This is a genomic window from Streptococcus halotolerans, from assembly GCF_001598035.1.
Classification (GTDB): domain Bacteria; phylum Bacillota; class Bacilli; order Lactobacillales; family Streptococcaceae; genus Streptococcus; species Streptococcus halotolerans.
On record NZ_CP014835.1, the window covers coordinates 1030126 to 1056669 of the forward strand.

Consider the following 26544-nt stretch of genomic DNA (forward strand, 5'->3'; position numbering starts at 1 on the left):
GAATTACATTATATCAAAAAACAATCTGTTTAGGAACCGCTGACGCTCCCTGGGCAGCCATCAAGTGATGAAAACCTTATTTTCGGAGCAGTTCCTTGGCCTGCTCACGCGCTGAAGCAGTCACATCACTCCCAGCAATCATTTTGGCAATCTCTTCAATTCTCTCTTCTTGACTGAGAAGTCGCACAGTAGATACCGTTGACGTTTCATCACTTTCTTTAGAAATATAAAATTGATAATCTGCTGCTGCAATAACTTGTGGCAAATGCGAGATAGCAAGAACCTGTCCGTGACTTCCGATTTTATAAATCTTTTGAGCGATTGCTTGAGCAACACGTCCCGAAACCCCAGTATCCACTTCATCAAAGACGATACTGGTCTTATCTTCTTTACGGGAAAAGGCAGATTTAATCGCTAACATCAGACGGGATAACTCTCCACCAGAGGCTACTTTGACAAGCGGCTTAAATCCTTCTCCAGGGTTAGTTGAAATGTAAAACTCAACCAACTCATTACCCTCTTTACTGAATTTTCCCTTGTCAAATTGTACCCGAAAGTCTGCCTTTTCCATATACAGCTCTCTTAGTTCAGCTTTAATCTCTTGTTCAAGCGACAAGGCAATATCATGTCTAGTCTCAGATAATTTAGCAGCAGCAACTAACAGATCTTTCTCCAAACGACGAAGATCCTTCTCTAAACTCTCTGAGCTACCATCATTGCCTGTCAAGAGATTATATTCCTTAGTGATATTATCCAAATACTCCAGAACATCGTCCACACTACCGCCATATTTTCGCGTAATAGTGTTCAAGATGTCTAGACGTGCTTCAACAGCTAATAAGCGTCCTGCATCAAAGTCTAAATGATCAACGAGGTCACCCAACTGCTTAGTCACATCTTCTAAAACATAGTAACTTTCAGAAAGATGGAGTGATAATTCTTTGTAGTCTGGATCAAACTCTTCTAGGGTCATCAGATCATTCATAGCAGAACGAACATTTGACAAACTAGACATTTCCTCGTTATCAAGCATGGTATAAGCATTGGTCAAAGTATCAGCAATCTGTTTGTGATTCATCAGCTTATCACGTTCTTGGACCAATTTGTCATCTTCACCTGATTTGAGGGCTGCTGCTTCAATCTCTGCCATTTGAAATTCTAACATCTCAATTCGAGCCTTATGCTCACGTTCATTTTTTTGTTGTTCAAGAACCCGTTTACGTAATAACCGATAGGCATCAAACGTTTCTTGATAAGTCCTTTTAATATCAGAAAACTCAGCATCGCCAAATTCATCTAACATCCCAATATGCAAACTCGGTTTCATCAATTCTTCCTGATCGTGCTGACCATGAATATCAACTAAATGTTGCCCAATTGACTTTAAGGTTGTCAGATTCACCATCTGACCATTGACTCGACTGACACTACGCCCATTTTGGAAAATATCTCGCCGAATAATGAGGTCATCTTCACAATCAATGCCATTTTCTTCCAGAATAGCAACCAATCGAGGGCTCTTTTCCACTGAAAACAAGCCTTCAATTTCAGCTTTTCGCTGCCCGTGTCGTATCACTTCTGTTGAGGCACGCGCGCCAAGCATCATGTTCATAGCATCAATGATAATAGACTTACCTGCCCCTGTTTCACCAGTTAAGACTGTCATTCCATTATCAAAAGTCAATGAAATCTCCTCAATGATAGCAAAGTTTTTTATGGAAATTTCTAATAACATGACCTTCCTCGTTTTCTATTTTTTTCTTATCCAACTTCGAAACGTTCCAGCAAGTTCTCGAGCGGTTTCCCCAGTTGTTGCAATCAAAAGCAAACTATCATCGTCGCCAATCAAGCTAAAAATCTGATCAGCATAATCCTCTAAAATCAGTCGTTTTAAATATTTTGTCGAACCAGGAACCACCACAATATTAATCATATCCGCAATTCCCGACTGCCCTAGAGTCACTGTCAAGATATTCTCCTCAGCTGCACGTTGCAAGGGGCTCATGTAACGTTTAGCAGCTTCGTTTGATAGACCATAGACATAACCACCACGATTGCCTTTTACTTTGATAATACCGATGCTGTTAATATCTCTAGAAACCGTTGCCTGAGTTGCTGTAACCCCCTTTGACTCTAAAATAGTTACCAACTCTTGTTGTGTTTCAATTTCTTGTTCAGTAACAATTTTTCGAATCAACTCTAATCGTTCATTCTTCCGCATTTTTCTTAAATTCCTCGTGTGCTCTCGCAACAACCTGACCAATATCAGCTGATACGAACGTTTCAGGTGTCGCTGATTTTTCCATATAGGCTAAAAATTCAATATTCCCGTGACCACCTTGGATTGGTGAAAAATCTAGCCCCTTAACAGTAAATCCGTAATCCACCGCGAAAGTCGTCACTTTTTCTAAAACTTTTTCATGAACAACCTTATCTTTGACGATACCGTTTTTGCCAATCTGCTCACGCCCCGCTTCAAATTGTGGTTTAACAAGAGCAACTACCTGACCGCCATCAACTAAGACATTAGCTAGCGCTGGCAAGATCAAGTTGAGTGAAATAAAACTCACATCAATACTGGCAAATGAAGGTAAGCCTTCCGTGAAATCTTTACTTTCAGCGTAACGGAAATTGTACTGTTCCATCGAGCGCACACGCTCGTCTTGACGTAATTTCCAGACCAATTGGTTGGTCCCTACATCAACAGCATAGACTAGTTGGGCACCCTCTTGCAGCATAACATCTGTAAAACCTCCTGTTGAGGCTCCGATATCAATTGTTGTTTCGTCTTCAACTGAGATATTAAAAACTGTCAAGGCTTTTTCTAGTTTAAGCCCACCACGGCTGACATATTTGAGCTTTTCACCTTTTAGTTTCAGCTCAGTGCTATCATCAATTTTCTCACCTGGTTTATCATAGCGTTGCCCATTAATAACATTAATGACTAATCCTGCCATAACCCCACGTTTGGCTTGTTCACGTGTTTCAAAAAGGCCTTGTTTATAAGCTAATACATCCACTCTTTCTTTAGGCATGAAGTCGTAACCTTTCTATGATGGTCATCATACCATCAGCTTTAAAGACTGTTTCTTCTTCCATTTTTTGGAAAATAGCGACGACTTGATTTAGCGAATTTTCCAAAATCTCGTAAGATTTACCCAGGCCCAAAAGAGCTGGATAAGTTGACTTAGCAGCCTCGAGATCTTTATTCGGCGTTTTGCCTAAAGCCTCAAAATCCGCTGTGACATCTAAAATATCATCGCGAACTTGAAAGGCCAGACCAATTAATTGACCTGCTGTGCTTAAATCGGCAATGACCCTATCCGATTGTTTGGCAATGTGACCAGCAGCGACAAATGGAAATGCTAAAAGAGCACCTGTTTTGTTGGCGTGAATCAACTGAACTTGTTCAAGCGTCAAATCCTGACCTTCGCCTTTCATATCAAGCATTTGCCCACCAACCATGCCAAAAGTACCTGAGGAGCGAGACAACATCTGTATCAACTTGATTTTAATGTCATTATCCAAATCTGCTTCAGCAATCAAGCCTGAGGCATCTAAAAAGAGGGAGTCACCAGCCAAAATAGCTGTCGCCTCATCAAATTTTTTATGGTTGGTCAAGCGCCCCCGACGATAGTCATCATTGTCCATAGCAGGCAGGTCATCATGAATGAGACTACCTGTATGGATCATCTCAAGTGCTGCTGCCACATCAAAATGGGCCGTTGTTAATGCGAGACCAAAACCATCCAACAACTCTAATAAAATTCTTGGGCGAATCCGCTTGCCACCGCTATCAATCGAATAAAGGATAGCCTCAATCAAGTCAGATGATACAACATCTTGACTCTGATAATAAGTGCGAATAGCCTGATCAATTTCCCTTATCTTATCCATCAAGCATCCATTTCCACTTCTGTTCCGTCTGGCTGCATAACTTTAACCAAGGTTTTTTCAGCATCTTGCAAGGTTTTTTGGAGTTCTTTAGACAAAAGCATTCCTTTTTGAAATTGCTCAATAGCTTCTTCTAAAGGAACATCTCCATTTTCCAATTGAGCCACAATAGTTTCTAACTCTTTTAAATTATCTTCAAATGTTTTTTTCTTGCTTGGCATTTGCTACCTCTACTTCTATCTGACCATCTTTCATTTGAATAGAGAGATGGTCTCCTTTTTTGACGTCATTAATACTCGTGATGGCTTTTTGGTCTTTTTGGACAATGGCATAGCCACGCGCGACAATCCTAGTCGTATCTAGCGATAAGAGCGTTTCTTGGGCCTTTTCAAATCGATTAACTTTGCTGTCATAGACACTCGTCATGTTTGACATGAGAAGCCGATTTAAAATGGCTAGACGTTCATCATATCGATTCATTTTTTCAGACAATCCTGTTGTCAAGAAGCGTTGTTTTAACAGTCGCTCTTGTTGCTGGGCATGATTGAGATTATTAGCCATTAACTGTGTCAAACGGCTGGTCAAATGGTCTAATTTTTGCGAAATCCCATCATAAAGACGTTCAGGTTGTCTAAAAATAACGGACTGCCGTAGTTGATTCAAACGGTCTTCTTGCCATTTCAACTGTCTAAGACTAGCCTGATAGGCCCGTTGCTGACGTTCACCAATCCAAGCTAAAATATCTGCTTTACTAATTGGCGTGGCCAATTCAGCTGCTGCTGTCGGAGTAGCGGCCCGTCTATCTGCCACAAAATCAGCCAAAGTGGTATCCGTCTCATGTCCGACACTTGAAATAATCGGTAACCGCGATTCAAAAATAGCTTCTACAACCATTTCTTCATTAAAAGCCCACAAGTCTTCAATTGAACCACCACCACGCCCAATAATCAAGAGATCCAAATCCTCTCTCTGATTGGCCTTAGCGATGTTAGCTGCCACTTCCTGAGCCGCACCATCTCCTTGAACCTTGGTCGGAAATAGCAGAATATCAACTCCAGGGAAACGCCGTGAGATGGTTGTGATAATATCTCGAATAACGGCACCACTTGGACTAGTCACAACCCCAATCTTTTTAGGAAATTGAGGTAGGGCTTGCTTGTGTTTATCATCAAAATAACCTGCTGCCGTCAGTTTCTTTTTAAGTTGCTCAAACTGAAGGGCCAAGGCACCGATACCATCTGGCTCCGCTTTTTCAATGATAAGGGAATAAGAACCGCTAGGCTCATAGAGTTGAACGCGACCAATAACATTAATTTTCATGCCTTCTTCAAGGTCAAATCCTAACTTTTTGAATTGGCTTGCCCACATGGTAACTTGTATAACTGCGTGCTCATCTTTAAGCGAAAAATACTGGTGATTGGGACGACGTCGAAAGTTAGAGACCTGTCCAGTCAAATAAACCCGCTCCAAATACGGATCACGATCAAATTTCAGTTTAAGGTACTTGGTTAAATGACTAACCGTTAGATAATCCGACATCTGCTCCCTTTCCATTTTTATGCAAAATTCTTTATCCATTATACCATTTTTCAACCAAATAAGCAGAAAAAGCAAGCTGAAGAAATCGACAAAAAAAGTTAGAAGCACTGTCGTAACAGAACACTCCTAACTCTATTTTTAATCATCTTTTCTATAAATCTATCTACAAGGCTCCCACAATAGCATGGGGTTGGTAGCACTCATCCAAGTATGCCATCTCTTCTTCTGTCAAGTAGACATCAAAGGCCCCCATAAAATCGTCCAAATATTTTTCTTTAGTCACACCAACAATAGGTGAATGAATGCCTTTTTGCCATAACCACGCTAGGGCGATTTGCGCTCTGGAAACAGCCTTTTTACCTGCTAGCTCTGCCACTCGCTCTACAATAACACGGTCTTGATCTTCGGTAGCATCGTATTTGGCATGTGCAATTTGATCTGTTTTACTCCGCGCTGTATCTGCTGTCCAATCTCGAACAACACGTCCAGCCGCCAAAGGACTATAAGGCACCAAGGCAACCCCATAATCGTTGCAGAATGGAATCATCTCACGTTCATCTTCGCGGTAAAGCATGTTGTAATGGTTCTGCATAACTGAGAAGGTTGTCCAACCATTCTTTTCAGCCACATATTGTGCCTTTTGAAATTGCCAAGCATACATAGCTGAAGCACCGAGATAATGAACCTTACCAGCACGCACCAAATCATTCAAAGCGGCCATGGTTTCTTCAATCGGCGTATGGTAATCCCAACGGTGAATGTATAAGATATCAATATAATCGGTTCCCAAACGTTTTAAACTGGCTTCTACTTGATTAAAAATAGCCTTGCGTGACAAACCTTTGGTATTTGGGCTGTCAGAATGGCCGTCACCGAAAAAGAGTTTGGTAGCAATAATCACCTCATCACGCTTAGCAAAGTCAGCCAAAGCACGACCTAGATATTCTTCACTAGTCCCTTGGGCATAGGTATTAGCGGTGTCGAAAAAATTGATTCCCATGTCCAACGCTTTTTTGATAATATGACGACTATCTGCTTCATTAAGTAACCAACCAGAATGAAAACCTACGCTTGCATCTCCGAAACTCATACAACCCAAACATAATTTTGACACTTCAAGGCCTGTATTTCCCAATCTTGTGTATTCCATCATTGCCCTCCATTTATCTAACCTGAACTTATTATACACCCTAGAGTGAACTCCAAGTCAAGCGTTTTCATGATGAAACTAATAAGAATCGGATGACATCCAATGCTTAAAGCATATACCAGACGATAGCTATGTATTGCAAGGCTGAAGCTAGAAGGATAAAGAGGTGCCAAATCATATGAAAATAAGGTTTTTTCTTAGCGTAAAAGAAAGCACCGACTGTATATGATAAGCCCCCTGCTAGCATGAGCAGGCCAAAAACAAGATTAGTTTTTTGAATAATGGCTGGGAGAATAAAAACAACCAGCCAGCCCATAAAGAGATAAAGAGAAAGACTAAAACTTTCATTAATATTCTTAGCAAAAATTTTATAAAGAATCCCAAAAACAGTGGCTCCCCACTGTAAAACGATAATGGTAATACCCAGCCAACCACCAACCAAGGATAGGGCTACTGGCGTGTAAGAACCCGCAATAGCAATGTAAATCATACTATGGTCGACAATTCGCAGGATATATTTCTGTGGTGTTCCATAAGTCATTGAATGATAAACCGTCGATGACAAAAACATCAAGAAAAGGCTGATAACAAAAATAGACATCCCCACTGCTGCTGTCATATCATAAAGCTGGAAAGCTCTAATAGCAGTAACGGGTAAAAGACCTAGCATAATGGCTGATCCCACCCCATGTGTTGTTGCATTGGCAATTTCTTCTCCAAACGATAGCGGATGATTTAATTTAAAGGTTTGATTCACTATTTTTTCCTCCCAGTTCAATCGTTAACAAGCGAGCCTTATAATAAGACTTTACAGCCAAACAAGCGTAAGCAATAACCTCTGGCACTTCTGCTTCTTCATTCATACAAGTGGCAAACCAATTGTATAAATCTTCCGAGCTATAATCCTGTTCCAGAACGCTTAGCGTCTCACCAATCTCTTGCAAGCTAAAAACATTTTTCAAAAACGCAATAGCAATTAAACGAGCTATCTGATGACGTTGGTATTTTTTCTTAAACGGCTTTTCTAAATGACCATGCTTGACATAATTGTTTACCATAGAAGATGTAATCCCTTTAGCATCCCTGTCAACACCTGTCTGGCTAACCTTGTTAACATAGTAAAGGACTTGGTCTAAATAGAGGTCCAATTCTGGTAACTCTTTCCATAGTGGTATTTTCTCTAATTTTATTTCTTCAAAAATATCATATCTAGTTTTCATAACCAGATTATATCATTTATATAATTTAAAACAAGAAAAAACCTTGCCCAGAGACAAGATTTCGAGGTTATTTTAAAGTGGCTAAGGCAGCCTCATAAGTTTGCTCTAGTAACATGGTAATAGTCATAGGACCAACACCACCAGGAACTGGCGTTATCAAATCAGCTATTGATTTAACTGCTTCAAAATCGACATCCCCCGATAGTTTCCCATTCTCATCGCGATTCATGCCCACATCAATCACGACTGCGCCTGGTTTGACATAATCAGCTGTGATAAATTTTGAGCGCCCAATAGCAACCACCAAAATATCTGCTGTCTTGGTAATGTCAGCCAAATGTTTCGTTCTAGAATGTGTCGAGGTTACGGTAGCATCAGCTTCTAAGAGAAGAGCAGCCATCGGTTTACCAACGATATTGGAACGACCAACAACGACCGCATTTTTTCCTTCTAAGTCAACACCATAAACTGCGAACATCTTCATGATACCAGCAGGTGTGCAAGGAATCATAGCTGGTTTTCCAGACCACAAACGTCCCGTATTAACATGATGAAAACCATCAACGTCCTTAGTCGGGTCAATTGCTAGGACAACTTTTTCCTCATCAATATGATCTGGCAGGGGTAACTGCACTAGAATCCCGTGAAAGCGATCATCACGATTGTACTGCTCAACCACAGCCAGAAGCTCTTCTTGAGAGATAGCTGCTGATAAACGAACCGTTTCACTGAAAAATCCAGCTTTTTTAGCAGACCGTTCTTTATTTCTAACATAAACCTGACTAGCAGGATTTTCTCCGACCAAAATAACCACCAAACCTGGAACAAGTCCCTCTTTCTCCTTTAAGTGAGCAACCTTTTCAGCCAATTCAGCCTGCATCTTTTGGGCCAAGCCCTTACCATCAATCAATCTTGCCATCCTACACTCCTATACTTTTTGACCATTATACCAAAAAGCTAGGCTGATACCTAGCATCTTTTTTATAATACTTTACTCAAGAAATGTTTCGTTCTTTCTTCCTGAGTATTTTCAAAGATTTGTTGAGGTGTGCCATCTTCTACGATAACACCACCATCCATGAAAATGACACGGTCAGCCACCTCACGCGCAAATCCCATTTCATGTGTCACAATAACCATGGTCATCCCAGACTTCGCCAAGTCTTGCATAACGACCAAAACCTCTCCTACCATTTCGGGATCAAGAGCTGATGTTGGTTCATCAAAAAGCAAAACATCTGGATCCATAGCCAATCCACGCGCTATGGCAATACGTTGCTGTTGCCCACCAGATAAACTGGACGAGTAGGCATCTGCTTTATCACGAAGACCAACTTTATCTAGAAGTTCAAAAGCTTTTCTTTCTGCTTCACTCTTTGATAAACCTTTTGTTTTTATTGGCGATAAAGTGATGTTCTCCAAAATACTCATATTTGGAAAAAGGTTAAATTGTTGAAAAACCATTCCCATTTTCTCACGCATCTTGAAAACATCATTCTTTTTATCAGTAATATCCACACCTTCAAAAGTAACACTACCTTTCGTTGGTATTTCTAGTAAATTCATGGTTCTAAGGAATGTTGATTTTCCTGATCCAGAAGGACCAATGATAACCACAACTTCTCCCTTATGAATTTCAAGATTGATCCCTTTTAACACTTCATTTTGGCCAAAGTGTTTATGCAAATTCTCGATTGAAATTAATGTCTCTATCATTATAATGTTCCTCCATTACCCATTCGTTTTTCAAGGATTTGCAATAATCTAGACATTGCCGTTGTGATCATTAAATAGTAGAACGCTGCAAACAAGAGTGGTTCAACAGGAATATAGGTCGCTGTTACGACAGATTGGGCACCATTCCAAAGTTCCATTACCCCAATGGTTTGTAACAGTGAGCTGTCCTTGATGATGGTAATAAACTCATTCCCCAAAGCCGGCAAGATATTTTTGATCGCTTGAGGCAGAATAACATAACGCATAGCATTTTTAGGCTTAATACCAAGTGAATAGGCTGCTTCCAGCTGACCCTTTGGAACAGACTCAATACCGGCACGAACGGACTCCGAAATATAGGCACCACTATTCAATGAAATAATAATAATACCAGGCAAAAGACGGCTAAAATCCATATCTAAGACACCAAAACCAACCGTCGGCGCCCCACTAAAATGCATCCAGGCAAATGCAATCATGATTTGGACTACCATAGGAGTCCCCCGAAAGACCCAAACATAAAAACTGGCTATCCAAGCTAAAGGCTTAAAGGAACTCCTTTTTGAGAACGCCACTAAGATACCAATAATGGTTCCCAAAAAAACAACACAGGCAGAAATCATAATGGTGACGATAACGCCGTAATTAAAATAAGCCCAATACTTGGGAAGGAAAGAAAAATCCATAACGAACTCCTATTTACTAAAAGATAAGAACCATCATAGCATAGATAAACTAAAAACACAATGTTTTTTGGTATTTTTATACAATAAAGCATCCTTTTTTGTATAAACAAAGCTAAAATCTATTGAAATATTCACATCAGATCATAGCCTTTCTAACACCTGAGTTTTTACATGAGCTACCAGCGATGCCTCTAATATCACAGGCTCCCAACACTCGTATCACCATCTTTAAAGGCAAAATAAAAATGAGTCCGACACTATGTCCCAGACTCATTTCTACTACCTTAATAAAGCAAATCATAGATTTCCATTGCAATCAAATCAATGCTATCAAACGAATACGACTCCTTAGCTTCAACATCGCGCAAAGTGAAGACTGGTCCGTTTTCTGGATCGTTATTGAATGATACTTCTGCAACAACAACTCCTTCTCGCTCAAAATTACGTTTTAAATTACCGCCATCTGTGGCCATAAGCTCAAGACGATTGATGATTCTCACTAAATGTGATTCCATATCTTACTCCTCTATTTCTATTAATTTCTCTTATTTTACCACAAAAAGCTTTCAAAGTAACACTAAATCAACTATTTTCCTGATATTAAAAGTTTAAAAAAACGCATTAGCACTCCCTTAGTTAGACTGCCAATTTTTTGAACTTTTTACTTGCAATGCAGAACTATCGTGCTATAATAAAGTCAGATAAAGTTTGACTATATTTGACCAAAATCAATTTGGTTTGGTAAAAGTCCTATATCTATTGAAACATTTCACTTTTAAAAATCTCTCAAAAAGCGAGGTATATCTATGCTTTGTCAAAATTGTCAATTAAACGAATCAACTATCCATTTATACACTAATGTTAATGGAAGACAAAAACAAGTTGATCTTTGCCAAAACTGTTATCAAATCATGAAAACAGATCCTAAAAACAGTCTTTTGTCAAACTTAGGCCAAGGTCAAGAAAGAGCGTCATCATCTATGAACCCATTTTTCGATGATTTCTTTGGTGATCTCAATAACTTCCGCGCCTTCAGCGGTGATTTACCAAACAGTCCTAAAACACAAGCAGGTGGTCAAGGTGGCAACAACGGTCCAGGAAACCGTCATCCAAATGGTCCCCAAGGACCTACTCAACAAAAGAACCAAGGTCTCCTAGACGAATTCGGTATCAATATCACTGAAATCGCTCGTCAGGGTGACATTGATCCTGTTATTGGCCGTGATGATGAAATTCTTCGTGTCATTGAAATTCTAAACCGCCGTACTAAGAACAATCCTGTTCTTATCGGTGAACCTGGGGTTGGTAAAACAGCTGTTGTGGAAGGCCTAGCACAAAAAATTGTCGATGCTGATGTTCCACAAAAACTCCAAGGCAAGCAAGTCATTCGTCTAGATGTTGTCAGCCTTGTTCAGGGAACCGGTATCCGTGGTCAATTTGAAGAGCGTATGCAAAAACTCATGGAAGAAATTCGTAATCGCCAAGACGTGATTCTCTTTATCGATGAAATCCATGAAATTGTTGGTGCTGGTAGTGCTGGCGATGGCAATATGGACGCTGGTAATATCTTAAAACCTGCTCTCGCACGTGGCGAGCTCCAATTAGTTGGTGCAACAACTCTTAATGAGTATCGTATTATTGAAAAAGACGCTGCTTTGGAACGTCGTATGCAACCGGTTAAAGTCGATGAGCCAAGTGTTGAAGAAACCATCACTATCTTAAAGGGAATTCAACCAAAATACGAAGATTACCATCATGTCAAATACAGCTCTGATGCTATCGAAGCAGCAGCCATTCTCTCCAATCGTTACATTCAAGATCGCTTCCTTCCCGATAAGGCTATTGACCTTCTTGACGAATCCGGTTCTAAGATGAATTTAACCTTGAATTTTGTTGATCCGCAAGAAATCGATCAGCGACTAGTTGAAGCTGAGAATCTCAAAGCTCAAGCAACACGTGATGAAGACTACGAACGTGCCGCTTACTATCGTGATCAAATCGCTAAGTACAAAGAAATGCAAGCTCAAAAAATAGACGATCAAGATACCCCTATTATTACGGAAAAAAATATCGAAGCTATTATTGAGCAAAAAACTAATATCCCCGTTGGCGATCTTAAAGAAAAAGAACAAAGTCAATTGGTTCATTTGGCGGATGATCTTAAATCACATGTCATTGGTCAAGACGATGCTGTCGATAAAATCGCAAAAGCTATCCGTCGTAACCGGGTCGGTCTTGGCTCCCCAAATCGTCCTATCGGTTCCTTCCTCTTTGTAGGACCAACTGGTGTTGGTAAAACAGAACTCTCTAAACAATTAGCTATTGAACTCTTTGGTTCAGCTGACAGCATGATCCGTTTCGACATGTCTGAATACATGGAAAAACACGCTGTTGCCAAACTTGTCGGTGCTCCTCCGGGATACGTTGGTTATGAAGAGGCTGGGCAATTAACTGAAAAAGTCCGCCGCAACCCATATTCACTCATCCTACTTGATGAAGTTGAAAAAGCGCATCCAGATGTCATGCACATGTTCCTCCAAGTACTTGATGATGGTCGCTTGACTGATGGCCAAGGTCGTACGGTCAGCTTCAAAGACACCATCATTATCATGACTTCTAATGCCGGTACTGGCAAAGTTGAAGCTTCTGTTGGTTTCGGTGCTGCCCGTGAAGGTCGTACCAATTCTGTCCTTAACCAACTTGGTGATTTCTTTAGCCCAGAGTTTATGAACCGTTTTGACGGTATTATCGAATTCAAGGCCCTTGAAAAAGAAAACCTTCTAACGATTGTTAACCTTATGCTTGAAGATGTTAACGACCGTCTCGCTGTCAACGGCCTCCACCTCGAGGTAACCGATAAAGTTAAGGAAAAACTAGTTGACCTTGGCTATGATCCAAAAATGGGGGCTCGACCACTGCGCCGAACTATACAAGACCATATCGAAGATGCTATCACAGATTTTTACCTTGAAAATCCTTCAGAAAAAAATCTCCGTGCTATCATGACTTCGAATGGACATATCGTCATCAAATCAAACACAAAAGCTGAAGCTGTTATTGAAGAAAGCTAGAAAAAAGGTTGTGTCAATCATGAGATTGACACAACCTTTTTGCATTATCGGAGGTTCCAGTAAGCCTGAAAATCCTTAACAATTGATGTTCTAAAATAAAGACAATAAACAACCAAGATCGAGAGAACAGCCGCCAACACATCAAAGGGTAATTTCATCATCGCATATTGAAGATTGGCATAAAGAAAAGCTCTACCTAGTCCATAACCAATAATATCAACCATTGCCCCTAGAGACATCGCCAACAAAACGCGCTTTTTGGTAGCCTTCGTCTCCTTTGGCCCAACAACAACTGATATGACAGCTACTTGTAAACTATGCGTTACAAGCGTGACAAACATGGGTGTCGGATAAAAGAAGAAATCTCCTAAAAACGAACCAATCCCCGCAACCACCATCGCTTCCAGAGGTGGAAATAAGAGCCCTACTAAAAAAATAACAATACCATTGATATAAAAATGTCCTCCCGGTACAGGAATCGATAAGAAACGAGCACTCAAAATAATGGTCACCGCCATAAAAAGAGCTGAAATTGTGACTTGTCTTGCTGACATAACCAACCTCTCCAAGCTTTAACTGTTGTCATCATTTATACCAATATTCTCAGGAAATGTCAAAATTTTGGGAAACTTTTCTAGTTTATTAGGTTAATTTTTAGTATAATAAGAGAAAAAACTATCGAGGAAAACTATGGTAAATCCTACATTCGGCCACAAAGAAGACAATGTTGTCTATCAAAATCGTTATGGCGTTTATGCTGTTATCCCAAATAAAGAGCAGGATAAAATGATTCTGGTTCAAGCACCAAATGGAGCCTGGTTTCTCCCCGGTGGAGAAATAGAAGGAAACGAAGACCATTTTCAAGCGCTCGAACGTGAACTGATCGAAGAACTTGGTTTTAAGGCACAACTTGGAGACTATTTTGGACAAGCTGACGAGTATTTCTACTCTAGCCATCGCGATACACATTTTTACAATCCTGCCTATATCTACGAAGTCACTTCCTTTGAAGAGTTAGGAAATCCTTTGGAAGATTTTAATAAGCTGGCTTGGTTCCCTATCCATGAAGCTAAGGCTAAATTAAAACGTGGTAGTCACAAATGGGGCATTGAAATGTGGGAAAAAAAACATATTAAATAATTTTTTCAGGTTAATAAGTGTTATAATATAAACAGAAAAAGTTTTATTGGAGGATAAACATGAGACTTATCAATGTGACAAGCAGCCACCCTACACTCGTTAAAAACCAACTCCGAAACACTGATGCAACTTTAGTCGAAGTCTACTCTGCAGGTAACACTGACGTTATCTTTTCGCAAGCACCAAAACACTATGAAATCCTCATTTCAAACAAATACCGTGCTATCAAAGATTCTGAATTAGAAGCTATCCGAGAATTCTTCCTTAAACGCAAAATAGATAAAACTATTGTTTTGAAAGAACAATTGAGAACATCACACACTGAAAATCTCATTAATATCTCTATTCCAACAACTGTTTAACAAGCTACCACCATGGCTTGTTTTTTTATAAAAAATGACACAAACGACAAAAAATTGAGATTTAGATCCATAATGCCATTATCATGTGCTTACTAAAAACCCCTAAGCGTCATGGTTTGAACACTGAGAAATGCGTCACTCATCTTCCAACACCCTCCCCCCCTCCAGATCCTCGTCAACAAGGAGCTTATTTACCATGATTAGACATTGTCCTAGGACAACCCTTGTCATTTATCAAGTATATCAATGTTTTGGGTAAGCCATCTTTTTTGGACAGTAGTCAATGATTGGCTATTGTTTTTGTTTAGACTATATTATAAATGACCATCAAAAGCAGACTAGGGGATGTTGATACAGATAGAACTGAAGGTTATCAAATCAAGTCAACAACGTCCGCTTTTTGATCGTCATTGAGTATTAGCTTCAAAATGATATTAAAAACAAGAACCTTATTGGGATAATTTTTGATAAGAATATCTAGTTGAATGAATTAACTTTGAGACAAAGAACTGAGATACGGGCAGCACTTGAGTAGGGTAAGACGAAAGCAATGATGTACCAACCTTAATTCAAAATACTATACATAAAGCTAATCGTATATCGCTTAGTTAAAGTCATTTGCTATTGCTTTTTTACTTATCACATAGAAGTCTACAATGTGATAAGTATTAGTCTGACTCGCCGAAGCCATACTATGCATACTGTGAATACGCTTGAACGTAAGACGCCAGTACTTTAATCTAAAAGAAAAAATAATGAGCACTCTCTCCCATCAGAGATTTCCTCACTACTAATCTTAGTATGTTTTTAATATACTTCATTATTAAATGATTATCGATTTTGGCATTTTCATCTACCCACTACGGTTACTAAGGAACCAATCATTGTTTTAGAAAGCCTCGATAGCATGTTTCTATTCATAGATCTACGGACTTCGACATTCTGGCTCTATAATTTCTGTAGTGGGTAAATTCTCCTCGGAGATTATGGAGTCTTTTTGAATATAGCAAAAAAGTCCCATATGACTTATAATGAAGAGCAACCGAACCACTCATTAGAAAGACTCATATGGAACAATTAGATTATATCAAAGAGTCGCTTGACATTAAAGACCCTAACATCACTTTTGAAAAGACATTTGACAAGTTCTTCACTCACAGAGAGTATCATGCCAAGTTAGATTATGATCCCCCTCAATGCTCTGTTTGTCAAGGAAAAATGACAAAGTACGATTTCCAAAAGCCTTGCAAAATTCCCTATCTGGAAATGGCGGGTTGTAAAGTACTGATTCGTCTCAAAAAGCGTCGCTTCAAATGTCAAGCGTGTGGGAAAATGGCTGTTGCTAAGACCTCTCTGGTCAGAGAAAATCACCAGATTCCCAACATCATTAACCACAAAATCACCGACAAACTCATGAGTCGTGAGGCAATGACAAAAATCTCTGAAGACCTGTCTGTCTCTGTGTCAACCGTCTATCGGCAGCTCAACCGCTTTGAGTGCAAGACCGATTTAACCTGGTTACCCGAGAACATGTCCTGGGATGAGTATGCTTTTAAGAAGGGAAAGATGAGCTTTATTGCCCAAGATTTCGATGCTAACAAGATTATCGCTATCCTTGATGGTCGGACGCAAGCTGTCATCAGAAATCATTTTTTGCGGTATTCTCACAAGGTGCGCAGTCGTGTTAAAGTCATCACCATGGATATGTTTAGTCCCTACTATGACATCGCTAAGACACTGTTTCCTAAGGCGAAGATTGTTCTCGATAGGTTCCACATTATTCAACATTTATCTCGCGCTATGAACCGTCTCCGTATCCAAATCATGAACCAATTTGAGCGTCAATCTCACGAATATAAGGCCTTGAAACGTTACTGGAAACTCATCCAACAAGATAGTCGTAACCTAAACGATAAACGGTTTTATCGTCCAACTTTTCGCATGCACTTGACCAATCAAGAGATTGTGCAACGTCTTTTGAGCTACTCTGATGAGCTACGTCACCACTATGAACTCTTTCAATGCCTTCTCTTTCATTTCCAAGAAAAGCAGGAGAAACACTTCTTTGAACTCATTTCTGATACCATCAAACAAGTCCATCCCATCTTCAAGACCGTCTTATCAACCTTTCTAAAAGACAAGGAAAAGATTATCAACGCCCTGAAACTACCTTATTCCAATGCCAAACTAGAGGCGACCAACAACCTTATTAAAGTCATTAAGCGAAATGCTTTTGGCTTTAGGAACTTCGAAAACTTCAAAAAACGGATTTATCTTGCTTTGAATACAACAAAAGAGAAGACCAAACTGGTCCTCTCTCGGTGTTAACTATAAGTCAACCCACTACAGTTGACAAAGAGCCGACATTCTCTTTCTCTCTCGCTAGTCAGGCGTAGAAGTCGCTTGCAATGCACCCAATAGTGATTCCCACAAAGGGACTTGCTCTTCAAATATGTGATCTGCCCATCATACGACAAAACGAGAAGACCAAATGGTCTTCTCGTTTGCTTTTTTGAGAAAGAATCATTTCACCACATATAGTAGCGGACCTAAGCTTTCATACCCAGTTATCATTGTCAGATGTTCTAAACTGATTTCCTTGATATTAAGCTTTAACTTCGAATCCTTCTGCTACTGCTTCTGGGAAGTTTTCTTCGATGACTTTTGCGCTAGCATCACAGACCATCACTCCGTATGGACGCATACGAGTTGTTGGATCAATCCGACGAGAACGCTCACAAACTTCTCCTTCTGCACGCTCTACACTGAAAGCAACACCATCAAAAGCCACAGCATCCACTGGCTTATCAGCTTCATCAGCAATCGTCAATTGTGAGACAATCAATAAAAGAGCGATATCGCTATCCAGTGAATCTAGTAAGTTTCTCACTTCTTTGCTGGCGTAAACTGTCATATGAGCTTCTAGTGATTTCCCAATAACTTTAGCATTGCGTGCTTCTTCAAGCGCTTTTTGAGCATGAGCGCGGAATTCCATGAAGGCATCCCACTCTTCTAAAATAGCTTCTTGCCCTTCGAATGCTTGAGCCACAGGCATCTCTGATAGTTGAACGAAGTCTTCTTCTTCATGTTCAAGGTATGACCAGATTTCTTCAGCCGTATGAGGCAAGATTGGGGTCAATAACTTAGTGATTTTTACCAAGATATCATAGAAAACAGTTTGCATTCGACGACGTTCTGGGCTATTCGCAGCTTCAATGTATACCACATCTTTAGCAAAATCAAGATAAAAGGCAGATAAATCAATAGTCACAAAGTTAACAACTGCTTTATAGATAGCCATGAAATCATAATTGTCGTAAGCTTTGTTAATTGTCTCAACAAGTTTGTTAAATTTGATGGTCATGTATTTATCGACTGCACCTAAATCTTGATAAGCAACCGCATCTGTAGAAGGATTGTAATCATGTGTATTAGCGAGTAAGAAACGAAGCGTATTACGGATTTTACGGTAAGTCTCAGAAACTTGACCTAAAATGTCCATAGATACTCGAACATCATTATCAGTATCAACAGATGCTACCCAAAGACGGAGAATTTCAGCACCATATTGCTTAGCCACATCATTTGGTGAAATGATATTACCTTTTGATTTAGACATTTTCTCACCTTTACCATCTAGAACGAAACCTTGTGAAAGGATAGCTTTATATGGCGCATGTCCATTGACAGCTACAGAGGTGATCAATGACGAGTTAAACCAACCACGATATTGATCAGACCCTTCAAGATAAAGATCAGCAGGGTAAGAAAGATTCTCACGAGCATTCATAACACCATTCCATGATGAACCAGAGTCAAACCAAACATCCATGATGTCAGTTTCCTTAGTAAATTCACCATTTGGAGAACCTGGATGGGTAAAGCCTTCAGGAAGAAGGTCTTTAGCCTCACGTTGCCACCAAATAACAGAACCGTGTTCCGCAAACAAATCAGCAACATGGTCCGTAACTTCTTTAGTCATGATTGCTGTGCCATCTTCAGCATAGAAAATTGGAAGAGGGACACCCCATGAACGTTGACGAGAGATAACCCAATCGCCACGGTCACGAATCATATTGTAAAGACGAGTTTTTCCCCATGACGGATGGAAGGTTGTTTTCTCAATTTCATCAAGGATTTCTTGGCGGAATTTCGCTACTGAAGCAAACCATTGCGGCACTGCACGCCAGATGATTGGTTTTTTAGTGCGCCAATCAAATGGATAGGAGTGACTAATAACTTCTTTAGCAAGTAGCAAATCACCTAATTTTTCCAGAACGGTTGGGACAACCTTATCATAGAATTGTCCTTCAAAATCAGGCCCAGCAAGTTCATTCATAAGACCACGTTCGTTCACTGTCACATAAACTTCAAGGTCATATTTCGTCCCAACATTGTAGTCATCCTCACCAAATGATGGTGCGGTATGGACGATACCTGTACCAGAATCTGTTGTTACATGATCACCTAGGATAACTAATTCTTCGACAGCTTCATCCCATGGGTGTTCAGTGACAATATACTCTAAATCAGAACCTTTATGGCGCTCAAGAACCTCAAATGATTCCCATTCAAATTTTGCAGCAAGTGTATCAACAAGAGCTTCTGCTACGACAAATTTACGCTCATCATTTGGCGTTTTAACCAATAGGTAATCTAAATCAGCACCAACGGTCAATCCGCGTGAAGCTGTAATGGTAAATGGGGTAGTTGTCCACACCACGATATAAGTATTTGTGTCAAGGATACCCTTACCATCTTTTACTTTATTGGCATAGTAGAGTGATGTCGACTCAATATCATGATATTCAATTTCTGCTTCAGCCAGAGCAGATTCAGAAGACCAAGACCAGTAAACAGGCTTAGCACCACGGTAGATATATCCCTTATCAGCCATCGCGCCAAAAACCCGGATTTGATCTGCTTCAAATTGAGGATCAAGCGTGATATAAGGATTTTCCCAATCGGCAGAAACGCCGAGACGTTTAAAGTCTTCACGTTGCTTATCAACTTGAGACAGAGCATACTGGCGACACATTTCTAGGTATTCAGCCAGATCCATTTCTTTACGCTTAACACCTTGCTTGGCTAATACTTGCTCAATTGGAAGGCCATGCGTATCCCAACCTGGTACATATGGTGCTGAAAAACCAGACATTGATTTTGAACGAACAATGATATCTTTTGAAATTTTGTTCAGAGCATGTCCAACATGAATATTACCATTGGCATAGGGAGGACCATCGTGAAGGTGGAATGACGGTTTTCCTTCATTCAATTCTTGACGTTTTTGATAAATGGCTGCCTCTTGCCAAGCTGCTTGCCATTGTGGTTCTTTATTGGGAAGACCAGCACGCATCGGGAATGCTGTTTTACCGAGATTCAATGTATCTTTTAATTTCATATAAAACTCCTTAAAAATAAAAGCTTTCATCCAAAAAGGACGAAAGCTCGTGGTACCACCTTAATTCAGAAAATACCATTTCAAACCAAATGTTAAAGCGTAAGGCTCACTAAAAATGGTGATATTTTCCCTCTTGAGCCGATAAGGGAGCTCACCCCTCCTAACTTACTGACTTCAGCTAGAAAGATCGAAAATGATAATTTTTTAAGCAGTGATGACAGGACTCACACCCTCTCCTGTTCGCTTAGCATATACTTAAAAAATCGTGTTTTTCTTAATCTTCGAAATTCAATTTAAAAGTTTGTGTTTCATTTAAGCTTGCTTCTGACTCATCGCTAGCGTATGTTGAATGACCAGAATATGACTCGGACTCAAAGAATTCTGGTTCCGTTTCAAAACTTAAAGATTCTTCTTCAGCTAAGTCTGATTCAAAATTAAAACCTTCAGAAGAACTTGTCTCAAATAAAAGATCATCTGTCAATAAAGGATCTTGACCTGCAATGGTTTCTTCCAATTGACGATTGCTTTCTTCAACACGACGCTGTAATTCTGCCATTTCTTCAGGCGAGAATTGACGAGTTGCATCGATAGTTGCCGCATCAGCTACTTGAGGCGCTTCATGATTAGCATCAAGCACTGACTCGACAACTTCCCTAAAGGCAACATCTGAATTTTGAATATAGGAAGCAGTAGGTTGTAATAATTCATCCCATTCAGGTGAATTTACTAATGCTAAATGGCTTTCAACAGATGACAATAGACGTTGATGGAAGACACGAGTTTGACGTTTCAAATCTTCTGTCTCAATAGCAACGCGTTTAGCCTCATCAGCGGCGTCACGAAGCATGTCGCTCGCTTTTTGTTTGGATTCTTCTAAAAGAAGTGTCGCTTGATTGTTAGCGTGTGTCAAAATGTTATCAGACTCTGTACGAGCAGATGCTTTTACTTTATCAGCAGTTTCTTGGGCCAAGATAACTGACTGACTCAATGATTCTTTCATTTCGTCAAAGTAAGCTAACTTTTCTTCAAGCATTTTGATTTTTGCTTCTTGCTCGCGATTTTCACGGGTTAGTTTTTCATAGTCATCAACAACGATGTCTAAGAATTCATTAACTTCTTCTTCGCTATATCCGCGGAATTTTAGTTTAAACGTTTTATCTTTAATATCAAGTGCTGTAATAGCCATTACAACCTCCCCTATTTCTGTCTAATTTTTTTGACGACTAATTTATGTTTTCCTTTCGATGTTACACCATTGTCTGAAATGATACGGCACCTGCCATATCCTCGAACACTGAGTAAATCATCAACCAGTACTATTTCAGTCGTTCTCGTCGTTAATTTATGGTTAACTTTTACTTTCTGGGACTGAATCAGCTTTTGGCTGGTTTGTCTCGGTAATTGATGAACTGCTGCAATTACTTTATCCAATCTTAAACTCGCGACAAGATAAAGCTGCTCTTGGCCTTCTTCAAGATATTCGAGCTTCTGACTAAAGTCAACTTCTTGAAGTTTAACAGGGACCTTAGCAATCTTGCTAACATTTGTTTCAAAATAAGTAACCATTGATTTTTCAAGAAATATTTGTGCATCATCACCATTAACTAAAATATCACCGAAAATGGAACGTTTAATGCCTAATTGATTAATCAATGTACCCATAATTTGCGAATGGTTGAGGCGATTAAACTTTTTAGCATATTGGATGTTGAGCAGGCTTATTTCAAAATCATCGACATTTAGTTGATAATAATCTGGAGCAATAATGACCCTATGATACTCCTCGGTAAGAATATCACGACTTGAGTAAAATGTCAAAGTTGTTTGAGAAACCAGCTCATTAACAATGACTTCTTGTCTAGGATCAAGAAAATCTGTTAAATACATGCTGTAAGTATTCTCAACAGAATGAATTATATCTTGAACTTTATCTATAAAGGCATGTTCACTAACATCGTAATGTTGATATAAGTGTTTCGATGGTTTTTCCATTAGAATAATAGTAAGTATGAAAAGAGTCTAAGTAATAACTGAAGTACCAAGAAAACGGCAACAATGGTAAAATCGATTCCACCGAATTGAAGTCTTAAGCGTCGAAACGGAGCCAAGGTTGGCTCAACAATTGCAACTAAAACTTGTCCTAGCTTAGTTTGATAGGCTCCTGGAAACCAAGAGAGTAAAGCATAGATTACTAAAAGTGTCGAATAAACTCGTACGAGTCTAACTAGTATTATATAAACTAAAAACATATTAACGTCGTTTCATATCGTAGTCAAAATTAACCTCTTGACCAGCATTTGGAATTGTCATTTCTTCAATGTCAACAATAACAAATTGTGGTGTCAATAAATACATTGAAGAACCTACTTTTTGAAGATTACCTGATAACACACGGCTAGCTCCATCAACAAAGTCTAAGCAACGGCGTGCTTGGGCTTCTAGCATGTATTGAAAGTCAATCAAAACGCATTCATTACCGGCTAGCAAATCAACAATTTCTGTTGCATCTTCGTATTTACGTGGGTATTTTAAGGCAATAGTTGGTTGGGATGAATTACTCATTTGCTCTTTTCTATATTGTTGTGCGGGAGCAACACCGTCGCGATGCGCTTGTTCTGATGGGACAGAATTCACCTGTCTTTGACCGCGCTTTTGTGTTTGCCCTTGCATCGAAGCTGCTGATTGATTAGCTGCCTGCGATGGTCGTTCTTGTGATACATTACTCGTTTGTGCGGATAAACCTCGTTTTTGTTCTTGTTGAGGCAATGCTTGCTCAAACTCTTCTACATCACTAACTTCATCTGTAGCAAAGTATAAAGTTATTTTTTCAATCGTATCTTTAAAAAATGCCATATGTCTCTCCTATTGAAAGAAAGCTGTACCAATTCGAACAAATGTTGCACCATGTTTGATAGCGATGAGATAGTCACCACTCATTCCCATGCTCAAGTCTGTCATCGGCATATTCTTTATATTTTTAGCTTTAATATCTTCTTTTAATTGGTAAGTTTCTTCAAACAAAATGTCTAATTCCGCCTGACTCGCTTTTAGCGGAGCCATTGTCATCAATCCAACGAGATTAATATTAGGTAACTCTGCTAATTCCAGTAAGGCTTGTTCGATCTCACTCTTTAGAAAACCATGCTTACTAGGTTCTTCTGATAAATTAACCTGAAGGAAACAATTGATCGGATGATCTGCTCGCTTATTAATCTCCTTAGCCAATTTTACTGAATCCAAGGCGTGAAAATAATCCACTAGATTAATCACATCTTTAACTTTTCGGCGTTGAAGGCTACCAATTAAATGCCAAGTAACTGACTGATCTGCCAACGCATGGTATTTATCCAAAAATTTGTCAACACGGTTCTCACCAATATGTCTAACACCCGTGTCAACCAACTGATGAGCTACTTCTGCTTCGACATATTTTGTTACTGCAATAACATTAACTTCCTGAGTGTTATTGGAAGACTCAATGGCATCTGCTACACTGCTGAAAATCTTTGTTTTATTGTTTGCTAAATCCATCGCATTTTATCGGTTTTTAAAGAATGGCGGTGTATCCAATTCATCATCTTCTTCAGAAGCACCTGAGAAGGTTGACATATTTAGTTTGCCATCAAGCTCACCTTCTGTTGGGCGAGCGATGTTATCACGACGAAGGTCCCAGTTGCCAAAAGCAGAATTTTGGTTAGGTTGATTAAAATCAGTTTGAGATGTTCGTGGAGAAGACGGCATGTCAACATTTTGTGCCATATCAAAGTTCATTTGACGACGATCAAACGATGGAGCTGGTTCTTCAGCACGTTGATTATCATATTGAGAGGATGCTGACTGTGCTGACGTTTGATTATTAAACGTACGTGGTGTTGAGCGCATTCCTGTCACTTGTTCTGTACGATCTTGGCGAACACCCGTTGCAACAACCGTTACACGAATTTCATCTTTAAGCGTATCATCAATAGAGGTACCAAGCCAAATATTAACACCGTTACCAGCTGCTTGCCCAACAATTTCTGACGCTTCTTCAGCTTCAGTAAGAGTCATATCAAGGCCACCTGTCACGTTAACAATAACATCTTCTGCACCATCGATTGTGGTTTCAAGTAATGGTGAGTAGATTGCTTTACGAGCTGCCTCAACAATACGCTCTTCACCTGAACCAATACCGATCCCCATGAGGGCATTTCCTTTATTGGCCATAACTGTTTTCACATCAGCAAAGTCAAGGTTAATCAGACCTGGACTTGTAATCAAGTCGGTAATCCCTTGCACACCTTGGCGAAGGACATTGTCAGCCTCACTAAGTGCTTCAAGAAGTGGCGTTTTCTTATCAACAATTTCAAGCAAGTTGTTGTTTGAAATAATAAGAAGGGTGTCTACCTGCTCACGCAATTCTTGAATACCTTCAATCGCAAAGTTTCCACGTTTGTTTCCTTCAAAACCGAAAGGACGAGTGACTACTGCAACGGTCAAAGCACCTAAACTTTTTGCAATACGTGCAATGACAGGTGCTGCACCAGTACCTGATCCACCACCCATTCCGGCAGTTATAAAGACCATATCTGCTCCAGTAAGTGCTTCTGTAAGAACTTCTTCACTTTCCTCAGCGGCTTTGCGTCCAACTTCAGGCTGTCCTCCAGCACCAAGTCCACGTGTTAATTTTGGACCCAACTGGATAACAGTCTCCGCTTTAGATGAGCTTAGTGCTTGAATATCAGTATTTGCTGCAATAAATTCTACGCCAGCAAGTCCTTCATCAATCATACGGTTGATGGCATTGCCTCCGCCGCCACCGACTCCGATAACTTTGATGATGGCACCTTGCATAGACGCTGTATCAAATGAAAATGGCATTTTAATTCCTCACTTTTTTTAATCAAACATACTGCCGAAGATTCCTCGAACTCTATCTCCAATATTTTGTTTAGGTTCGCGTGGCTTAGGCGCTTCTTGGATGTTCTCATCTTGATCAAAATGATCTGGTTCATTCAACGAAAAATCATTTTGAATAGGTTGTTGTATTTGTTTTGGTATCGTATCATTTGGACCAATATCAATAGGTTTACGGCGAAGGATTTCTTCTCCCGTAACTGCTAACTGAGCGATAATATCGACATCAGTTAACGTGCCAACGTACTCAACCAAACCAATGACATTCGCAAACATCGGGTTACGGATACCAACTTGATGTGGCACAAAAAGTTTTACTTTAGTTCCAAACACTTCTTGTGCTATCTCAACGACACCAGGAAGAATTGCGCCACCTCCAACGATGACAATTCCACCAGGAAGTTCAAGCAAGCGACCACGTTCCAAATCTTGCTTTACCCGCTCTAAGACATGCTTTATGCGAGCTGAGATAATCTCTGCAAGATATTTTTCGGTAACATCAACCGGTGTATCGCTTCCCACAACTTCAACTTGAACACTATCTGTTGCGCTTGCTTCTTTAACATTGGCATTACCAAAATTAAACTTCAAGGCTTCTGCAATTTGTAGCGACGTTTTTAAGACTTTTGAAATGTCTTTAGTGACGTATTCTCCACCCTCTGGATAGATGTTGGTGTATTGAAGTTCCTGAGCTCGCATTGAAGCAACAGTCGTTTGACCACCACCCATATCAATGACAGTCGCACCAAATTCGCGTTCTCCTTCATTAAGAACTGACTTGGTCATTGCCAATGGAGAAATGATGATATTTTCAACTGTAATGCCTGCACGCTCAACCGTTTTACGAAGATTATGCAAGATTGTGGTTGGACCTGTGTAAAGAAGGCCACGCATCTCAAGGCGAATCCCCATCATCCCACGCGGATCGCGGATGCCTTGGAAACTATCAACTATGAACTCCTCAGGAACTAAAGAAATCACCTCACGTTCTGGGGTGATGCTTTTAGTTAATGCCGATTTTACAACACTTTCAACATCTTCGTCTTTTATTTCTTTTGACTCGCTAGTAACAGGAATCATTCCTTGTGTAGGTTCAATTTGCAAAAGATTTGCTGGCAAACCAACATTTATTTTTTCGATTGAAATTCCTGATTTTTCTTCTGCTTGTTCAATTGCTAATTTAATTTCTTTTGCTGCTGCATCGATGTCAACGATAATACCATCTTTCACACCGGAGCTTTTAACATTGCTAACACCGATGACATTCATTTCACCATCAATGTATTCTGCAACGAGTACTTTAATCGAGCTAGTACCAATGTCTAAGCCCGTAAAAAAGCCGTTTCTTGCCATTACCCAACCTCTCATTCTTTCCATTACTTACTATTCTAAAAACCACACAAGGGCGGAATTATTCAAAGCATATTATATCATAAAAAAGCACAAAATGAATAGATTTTGTGCTT

26 protein-coding genes are annotated in these 26544 nt (G+C 39.7%); 4 read left to right on the forward strand and 22 right to left on the reverse strand.

All coding sequences use genetic code 11. The features are described 5' to 3' along the window. Positions 1 to 76: 76 nt before the first annotated feature. From recN to A2G56_RS04495, 13 genes are all read right to left on the reverse strand, one after another. A complete protein-coding gene (gene recN / locus A2G56_RS04435; protein ID WP_062709614.1) occupies positions 77 to 1735 on the reverse strand; it encodes a DNA repair protein RecN in 1659 nt (552 codons plus the stop codon). 15 nt (positions 1736 to 1750) lie between these two features. Continuing rightward, a complete protein-coding gene (locus tag A2G56_RS04440) occupies positions 1751 to 2221 on the reverse strand; it encodes an arginine repressor (protein WP_062709616.1) in 471 nt (156 codons plus the stop codon). Next, positions 2208 to 3035, reverse strand: a complete 828-nt coding sequence (locus tag A2G56_RS04445) for a TlyA family RNA methyltransferase (RefSeq protein WP_062709619.1) — start codon at positions 3033 to 3035, stop codon at positions 2208 to 2210. Before A2G56_RS04445 ends, A2G56_RS04440 begins: the two co-directional genes overlap by 14 nt. Then, positions 3028 to 3900, reverse strand: coding sequence for a polyprenyl synthetase family protein (locus A2G56_RS04450; RefSeq protein WP_172793784.1), 873 nt, complete (start codon positions 3898 to 3900; stop codon positions 3028 to 3030). The genes A2G56_RS04445 and A2G56_RS04450 overlap by 8 nt, the downstream gene beginning before the upstream one ends. Next, positions 3897 to 4115: an exodeoxyribonuclease VII small subunit gene (locus A2G56_RS04455; protein ID WP_062709624.1), complete on the reverse strand. Its 219-nt coding sequence runs from the start codon at positions 4113 to 4115 to the stop codon at positions 3897 to 3899. Before A2G56_RS04455 ends, A2G56_RS04450 begins: the two co-directional genes overlap by 4 nt. After that, the gene (gene xseA, locus A2G56_RS04460) at positions 4090 to 5433 is read right to left on the reverse strand and encodes an exodeoxyribonuclease VII large subunit (RefSeq protein ID WP_062709627.1); all 1344 of its coding nucleotides are present in this window, start codon (positions 5431 to 5433) and stop codon (positions 4090 to 4092) included. Before xseA ends, A2G56_RS04455 begins: the two co-directional genes overlap by 26 nt. 163 nt (positions 5434 to 5596) lie before the next feature. After that, the gene (locus A2G56_RS04465) at positions 5597 to 6583 is read right to left on the reverse strand and encodes an aldo/keto reductase (RefSeq protein WP_062709630.1); all 987 of its coding nucleotides are present in this window, start codon (positions 6581 to 6583) and stop codon (positions 5597 to 5599) included. 106 nt (positions 6584 to 6689) lie between these two features. Next, positions 6690 to 7340 carry a PAQR family membrane homeostasis protein TrhA gene (gene trhA, locus A2G56_RS04470; protein WP_062709633.1) on the reverse strand — a complete coding sequence of 217 codons (651 nt, stop codon included), beginning with the start codon at positions 7338 to 7340 and terminating at the stop codon, positions 6690 to 6692. Continuing rightward, positions 7324 to 7803, reverse strand: a complete 480-nt coding sequence (locus A2G56_RS04475) for a DUF1836 domain-containing protein (protein ID WP_062709636.1) — start codon at positions 7801 to 7803, stop codon at positions 7324 to 7326. Before A2G56_RS04475 ends, trhA begins: the two co-directional genes overlap by 17 nt. Before the next feature lie 67 nt (positions 7804 to 7870). Continuing rightward, on the reverse strand, positions 7871 to 8722 hold the full coding sequence (locus A2G56_RS04480) for a bifunctional methylenetetrahydrofolate dehydrogenase/methenyltetrahydrofolate cyclohydrolase (RefSeq protein ID WP_062709639.1): 852 nt from the start codon (positions 8720 to 8722) through the stop codon (positions 7871 to 7873). Positions 8723 to 8784: 62 nt separating this feature from the next. Then, a complete protein-coding gene (locus A2G56_RS04485; protein WP_062709642.1) occupies positions 8785 to 9519 on the reverse strand; it encodes an amino acid ABC transporter ATP-binding protein in 735 nt (244 codons plus the stop codon). Further along, positions 9519 to 10205, reverse strand: a complete 687-nt coding sequence (locus A2G56_RS04490; RefSeq protein WP_062709645.1) for an amino acid ABC transporter permease — start codon at positions 10203 to 10205, stop codon at positions 9519 to 9521. Before A2G56_RS04490 ends, A2G56_RS04485 begins: the two co-directional genes overlap by 1 nt. A gap of 284 nt (positions 10206 to 10489) precedes the next feature. After that, a complete protein-coding gene (locus tag A2G56_RS04495; RefSeq protein ID WP_062709648.1) occupies positions 10490 to 10720 on the reverse strand; it encodes a DUF1797 family protein in 231 nt (76 codons plus the stop codon). Positions 10721 to 11011: 291 nt separating this feature from the next. On the opposite strand from A2G56_RS04495, the gene A2G56_RS04500 reads away from it, so the two are divergent. Further along, positions 11012 to 13276 (forward strand): ATP-dependent Clp protease ATP-binding subunit, encoded by a 2265-nt coding sequence (locus tag A2G56_RS04500; protein ID WP_062709651.1) that lies wholly within the window; start codon positions 11012 to 11014, stop codon positions 13274 to 13276. Between the two features lie 44 nt (positions 13277 to 13320). Here the strand turns inward: A2G56_RS04500 and A2G56_RS04505 are convergent, their stop codons facing one another. Beyond that, positions 13321 to 13830 (reverse strand): ECF transporter S component, encoded by a 510-nt coding sequence (locus A2G56_RS04505; RefSeq protein ID WP_062709654.1) that lies wholly within the window; start codon positions 13828 to 13830, stop codon positions 13321 to 13323. A 136-nt stretch (positions 13831 to 13966) separates the two neighbouring features. Here A2G56_RS04505 and A2G56_RS04510 point away from each other — a divergent pair, with 136 nt between their 5' ends. The 3 genes from A2G56_RS04510 (at position 13967) to A2G56_RS04520 (ending at position 17106) form a co-directional block, all read left to right on the forward strand. Continuing rightward, a complete protein-coding gene (locus tag A2G56_RS04510) occupies positions 13967 to 14416 on the forward strand; it encodes an NUDIX hydrolase (RefSeq protein WP_062709656.1) in 450 nt (149 codons plus the stop codon). Between the two features lie 59 nt (positions 14417 to 14475). Further along, a complete protein-coding gene (locus A2G56_RS04515) occupies positions 14476 to 14778 on the forward strand; it encodes a DUF1827 family protein (protein WP_062709659.1) in 303 nt (100 codons plus the stop codon). A gap of 1068 nt (positions 14779 to 15846) precedes the next feature. Further along, positions 15847 to 17106, forward strand: coding sequence for an ISL3 family transposase (locus A2G56_RS04520; protein ID WP_062709662.1), 1260 nt, complete (start codon positions 15847 to 15849; stop codon positions 17104 to 17106). A gap of 277 nt (positions 17107 to 17383) precedes the next feature. On the opposite strand, the gene ileS is transcribed toward A2G56_RS04520, so the two are convergent. From ileS to ftsA, 8 genes are all read right to left on the reverse strand, one after another. Then, positions 17384 to 20182: an isoleucine--tRNA ligase gene (gene ileS, locus A2G56_RS04525; RefSeq protein ID WP_062709665.1), complete on the reverse strand. Its 2799-nt coding sequence runs from the start codon at positions 20180 to 20182 to the stop codon at positions 17384 to 17386. A gap of 274 nt (positions 20183 to 20456) precedes the next feature. Continuing rightward, positions 20457 to 21368, reverse strand: a complete 912-nt coding sequence (locus A2G56_RS04530) for a DivIVA domain-containing protein (protein WP_062709667.1) — start codon at positions 21366 to 21368, stop codon at positions 20457 to 20459. 11 nt (positions 21369 to 21379) lie between these two features. Then, positions 21380 to 22174, reverse strand: a complete 795-nt coding sequence (locus A2G56_RS04535; RefSeq protein WP_062709670.1) for a YlmH family RNA-binding protein — start codon at positions 22172 to 22174, stop codon at positions 21380 to 21382. Further along, positions 22174 to 22431, reverse strand: a complete 258-nt coding sequence (locus A2G56_RS04540) for a YggT family protein (protein WP_062709673.1) — start codon at positions 22429 to 22431, stop codon at positions 22174 to 22176. Before A2G56_RS04540 ends, A2G56_RS04535 begins: the two co-directional genes overlap by 1 nt. A 1-nt stretch (position 22432) precedes the next feature. After that, positions 22433 to 23035 (reverse strand): cell division protein SepF, encoded by a 603-nt coding sequence (locus A2G56_RS04545; RefSeq protein ID WP_062709677.1) that lies wholly within the window; start codon positions 23033 to 23035, stop codon positions 22433 to 22435. 9 nt (positions 23036 to 23044) lie between these two features. After that, the gene (locus A2G56_RS04550; RefSeq protein ID WP_062709680.1) at positions 23045 to 23713 is read right to left on the reverse strand and encodes a YggS family pyridoxal phosphate-dependent enzyme; all 669 of its coding nucleotides are present in this window, start codon (positions 23711 to 23713) and stop codon (positions 23045 to 23047) included. Between the two features lie 6 nt (positions 23714 to 23719). Continuing rightward, complete coding sequence (ftsZ, locus tag A2G56_RS04555) at positions 23720 to 25042, reverse strand: cell division protein FtsZ (protein ID WP_062709683.1); 1323 nt, start codon at positions 25040 to 25042, stop codon at positions 23720 to 23722. An 18-nt stretch (positions 25043 to 25060) separates the two neighbouring features. Further along, the gene (gene ftsA, locus A2G56_RS04560) at positions 25061 to 26431 is read right to left on the reverse strand and encodes a cell division protein FtsA (protein WP_062709687.1); all 1371 of its coding nucleotides are present in this window, start codon (positions 26429 to 26431) and stop codon (positions 25061 to 25063) included. Positions 26432 to 26544: the final 113 nt, after the last annotated feature.

Coding starts and splice junctions, on each gene's coding strand:
- A2G56_RS04505 (WP_062709654.1), bottom strand. CDS start 13,830: ATGTCAGCAAGACAAGTCACAATTTCAGCTCTTTTTATGGCGGTGACC.
- A2G56_RS04550 (WP_062709680.1), bottom strand. CDS start 23,713: ATGGATTTAGCAAACAATAAAACAAAGATTTTCAGCAGTGTAGCAGAT.
- ileS (WP_062709665.1), bottom strand. CDS start 20,182: ATGAAATTAAAAGATACATTGAATCTCGGTAAAACAGCATTCCCGATG.
- ftsZ (WP_062709683.1), bottom strand. CDS start 25,042: ATGCCATTTTCATTTGATACAGCGTCTATGCAAGGTGCCATCATCAAA.
- ftsA (WP_062709687.1), bottom strand. CDS start 26,431: ATGGCAAGAAACGGCTTTTTTACGGGCTTAGACATTGGTACTAGCTCG.
- A2G56_RS04440 (WP_062709616.1), bottom strand. CDS start 2,221: ATGCGGAAGAATGAACGATTAGAGTTGATTCGAAAAATTGTTACTGAA.
- A2G56_RS04445 (WP_062709619.1), bottom strand. CDS start 3,035: ATGCCTAAAGAAAGAGTGGATGTATTAGCTTATAAACAAGGCCTTTTT.
- A2G56_RS04465 (WP_062709630.1), bottom strand. CDS start 6,583: ATGGAATACACAAGATTGGGAAATACAGGCCTTGAAGTGTCAAAATTA.
- A2G56_RS04520 (WP_062709662.1), top strand. CDS start 15,847: ATGGAACAATTAGATTATATCAAAGAGTCGCTTGACATTAAAGACCCT.
- A2G56_RS04510 (WP_062709656.1), top strand. CDS start 13,967: ATGGTAAATCCTACATTCGGCCACAAAGAAGACAATGTTGTCTATCAA.
- A2G56_RS04475 (WP_062709636.1), bottom strand. CDS start 7,803: ATGAAAACTAGATATGATATTTTTGAAGAAATAAAATTAGAGAAAATA.
- A2G56_RS04490 (WP_062709645.1), bottom strand. CDS start 10,205: ATGGATTTTTCTTTCCTTCCCAAGTATTGGGCTTATTTTAATTACGGC.
- A2G56_RS04495 (WP_062709648.1), bottom strand. CDS start 10,720: ATGGAATCACATTTAGTGAGAATCATCAATCGTCTTGAGCTTATGGCC.
- recN (WP_062709614.1), bottom strand. CDS start 1,735: ATGTTATTAGAAATTTCCATAAAAAACTTTGCTATCATTGAGGAGATT.
- A2G56_RS04515 (WP_062709659.1), top strand. CDS start 14,476: ATGAGACTTATCAATGTGACAAGCAGCCACCCTACACTCGTTAAAAAC.
- A2G56_RS04540 (WP_062709673.1), bottom strand. CDS start 22,431: ATGTTTTTAGTTTATATAATACTAGTTAGACTCGTACGAGTTTATTCG.
- A2G56_RS04500 (WP_062709651.1), top strand. CDS start 11,012: ATGCTTTGTCAAAATTGTCAATTAAACGAATCAACTATCCATTTATAC.
- A2G56_RS04545 (WP_062709677.1), bottom strand. CDS start 23,035: ATGGCATTTTTTAAAGATACGATTGAAAAAATAACTTTATACTTTGCT.
- A2G56_RS04480 (WP_062709639.1), bottom strand. CDS start 8,722: ATGGCAAGATTGATTGATGGTAAGGGCTTGGCCCAAAAGATGCAGGCT.
- xseA (WP_062709627.1), bottom strand. CDS start 5,433: ATGTCGGATTATCTAACGGTTAGTCATTTAACCAAGTACCTTAAACTG.
- A2G56_RS04455 (WP_062709624.1), bottom strand. CDS start 4,115: ATGCCAAGCAAGAAAAAAACATTTGAAGATAATTTAAAAGAGTTAGAA.
- A2G56_RS04485 (WP_062709642.1), bottom strand. CDS start 9,519: ATGATAGAGACATTAATTTCAATCGAGAATTTGCATAAACACTTTGGC.
- A2G56_RS04535 (WP_062709670.1), bottom strand. CDS start 22,174: ATGGAAAAACCATCGAAACACTTATATCAACATTACGATGTTAGTGAA.
- A2G56_RS04530 (WP_062709667.1), bottom strand. CDS start 21,368: ATGGCTATTACAGCACTTGATATTAAAGATAAAACGTTTAAACTAAAA.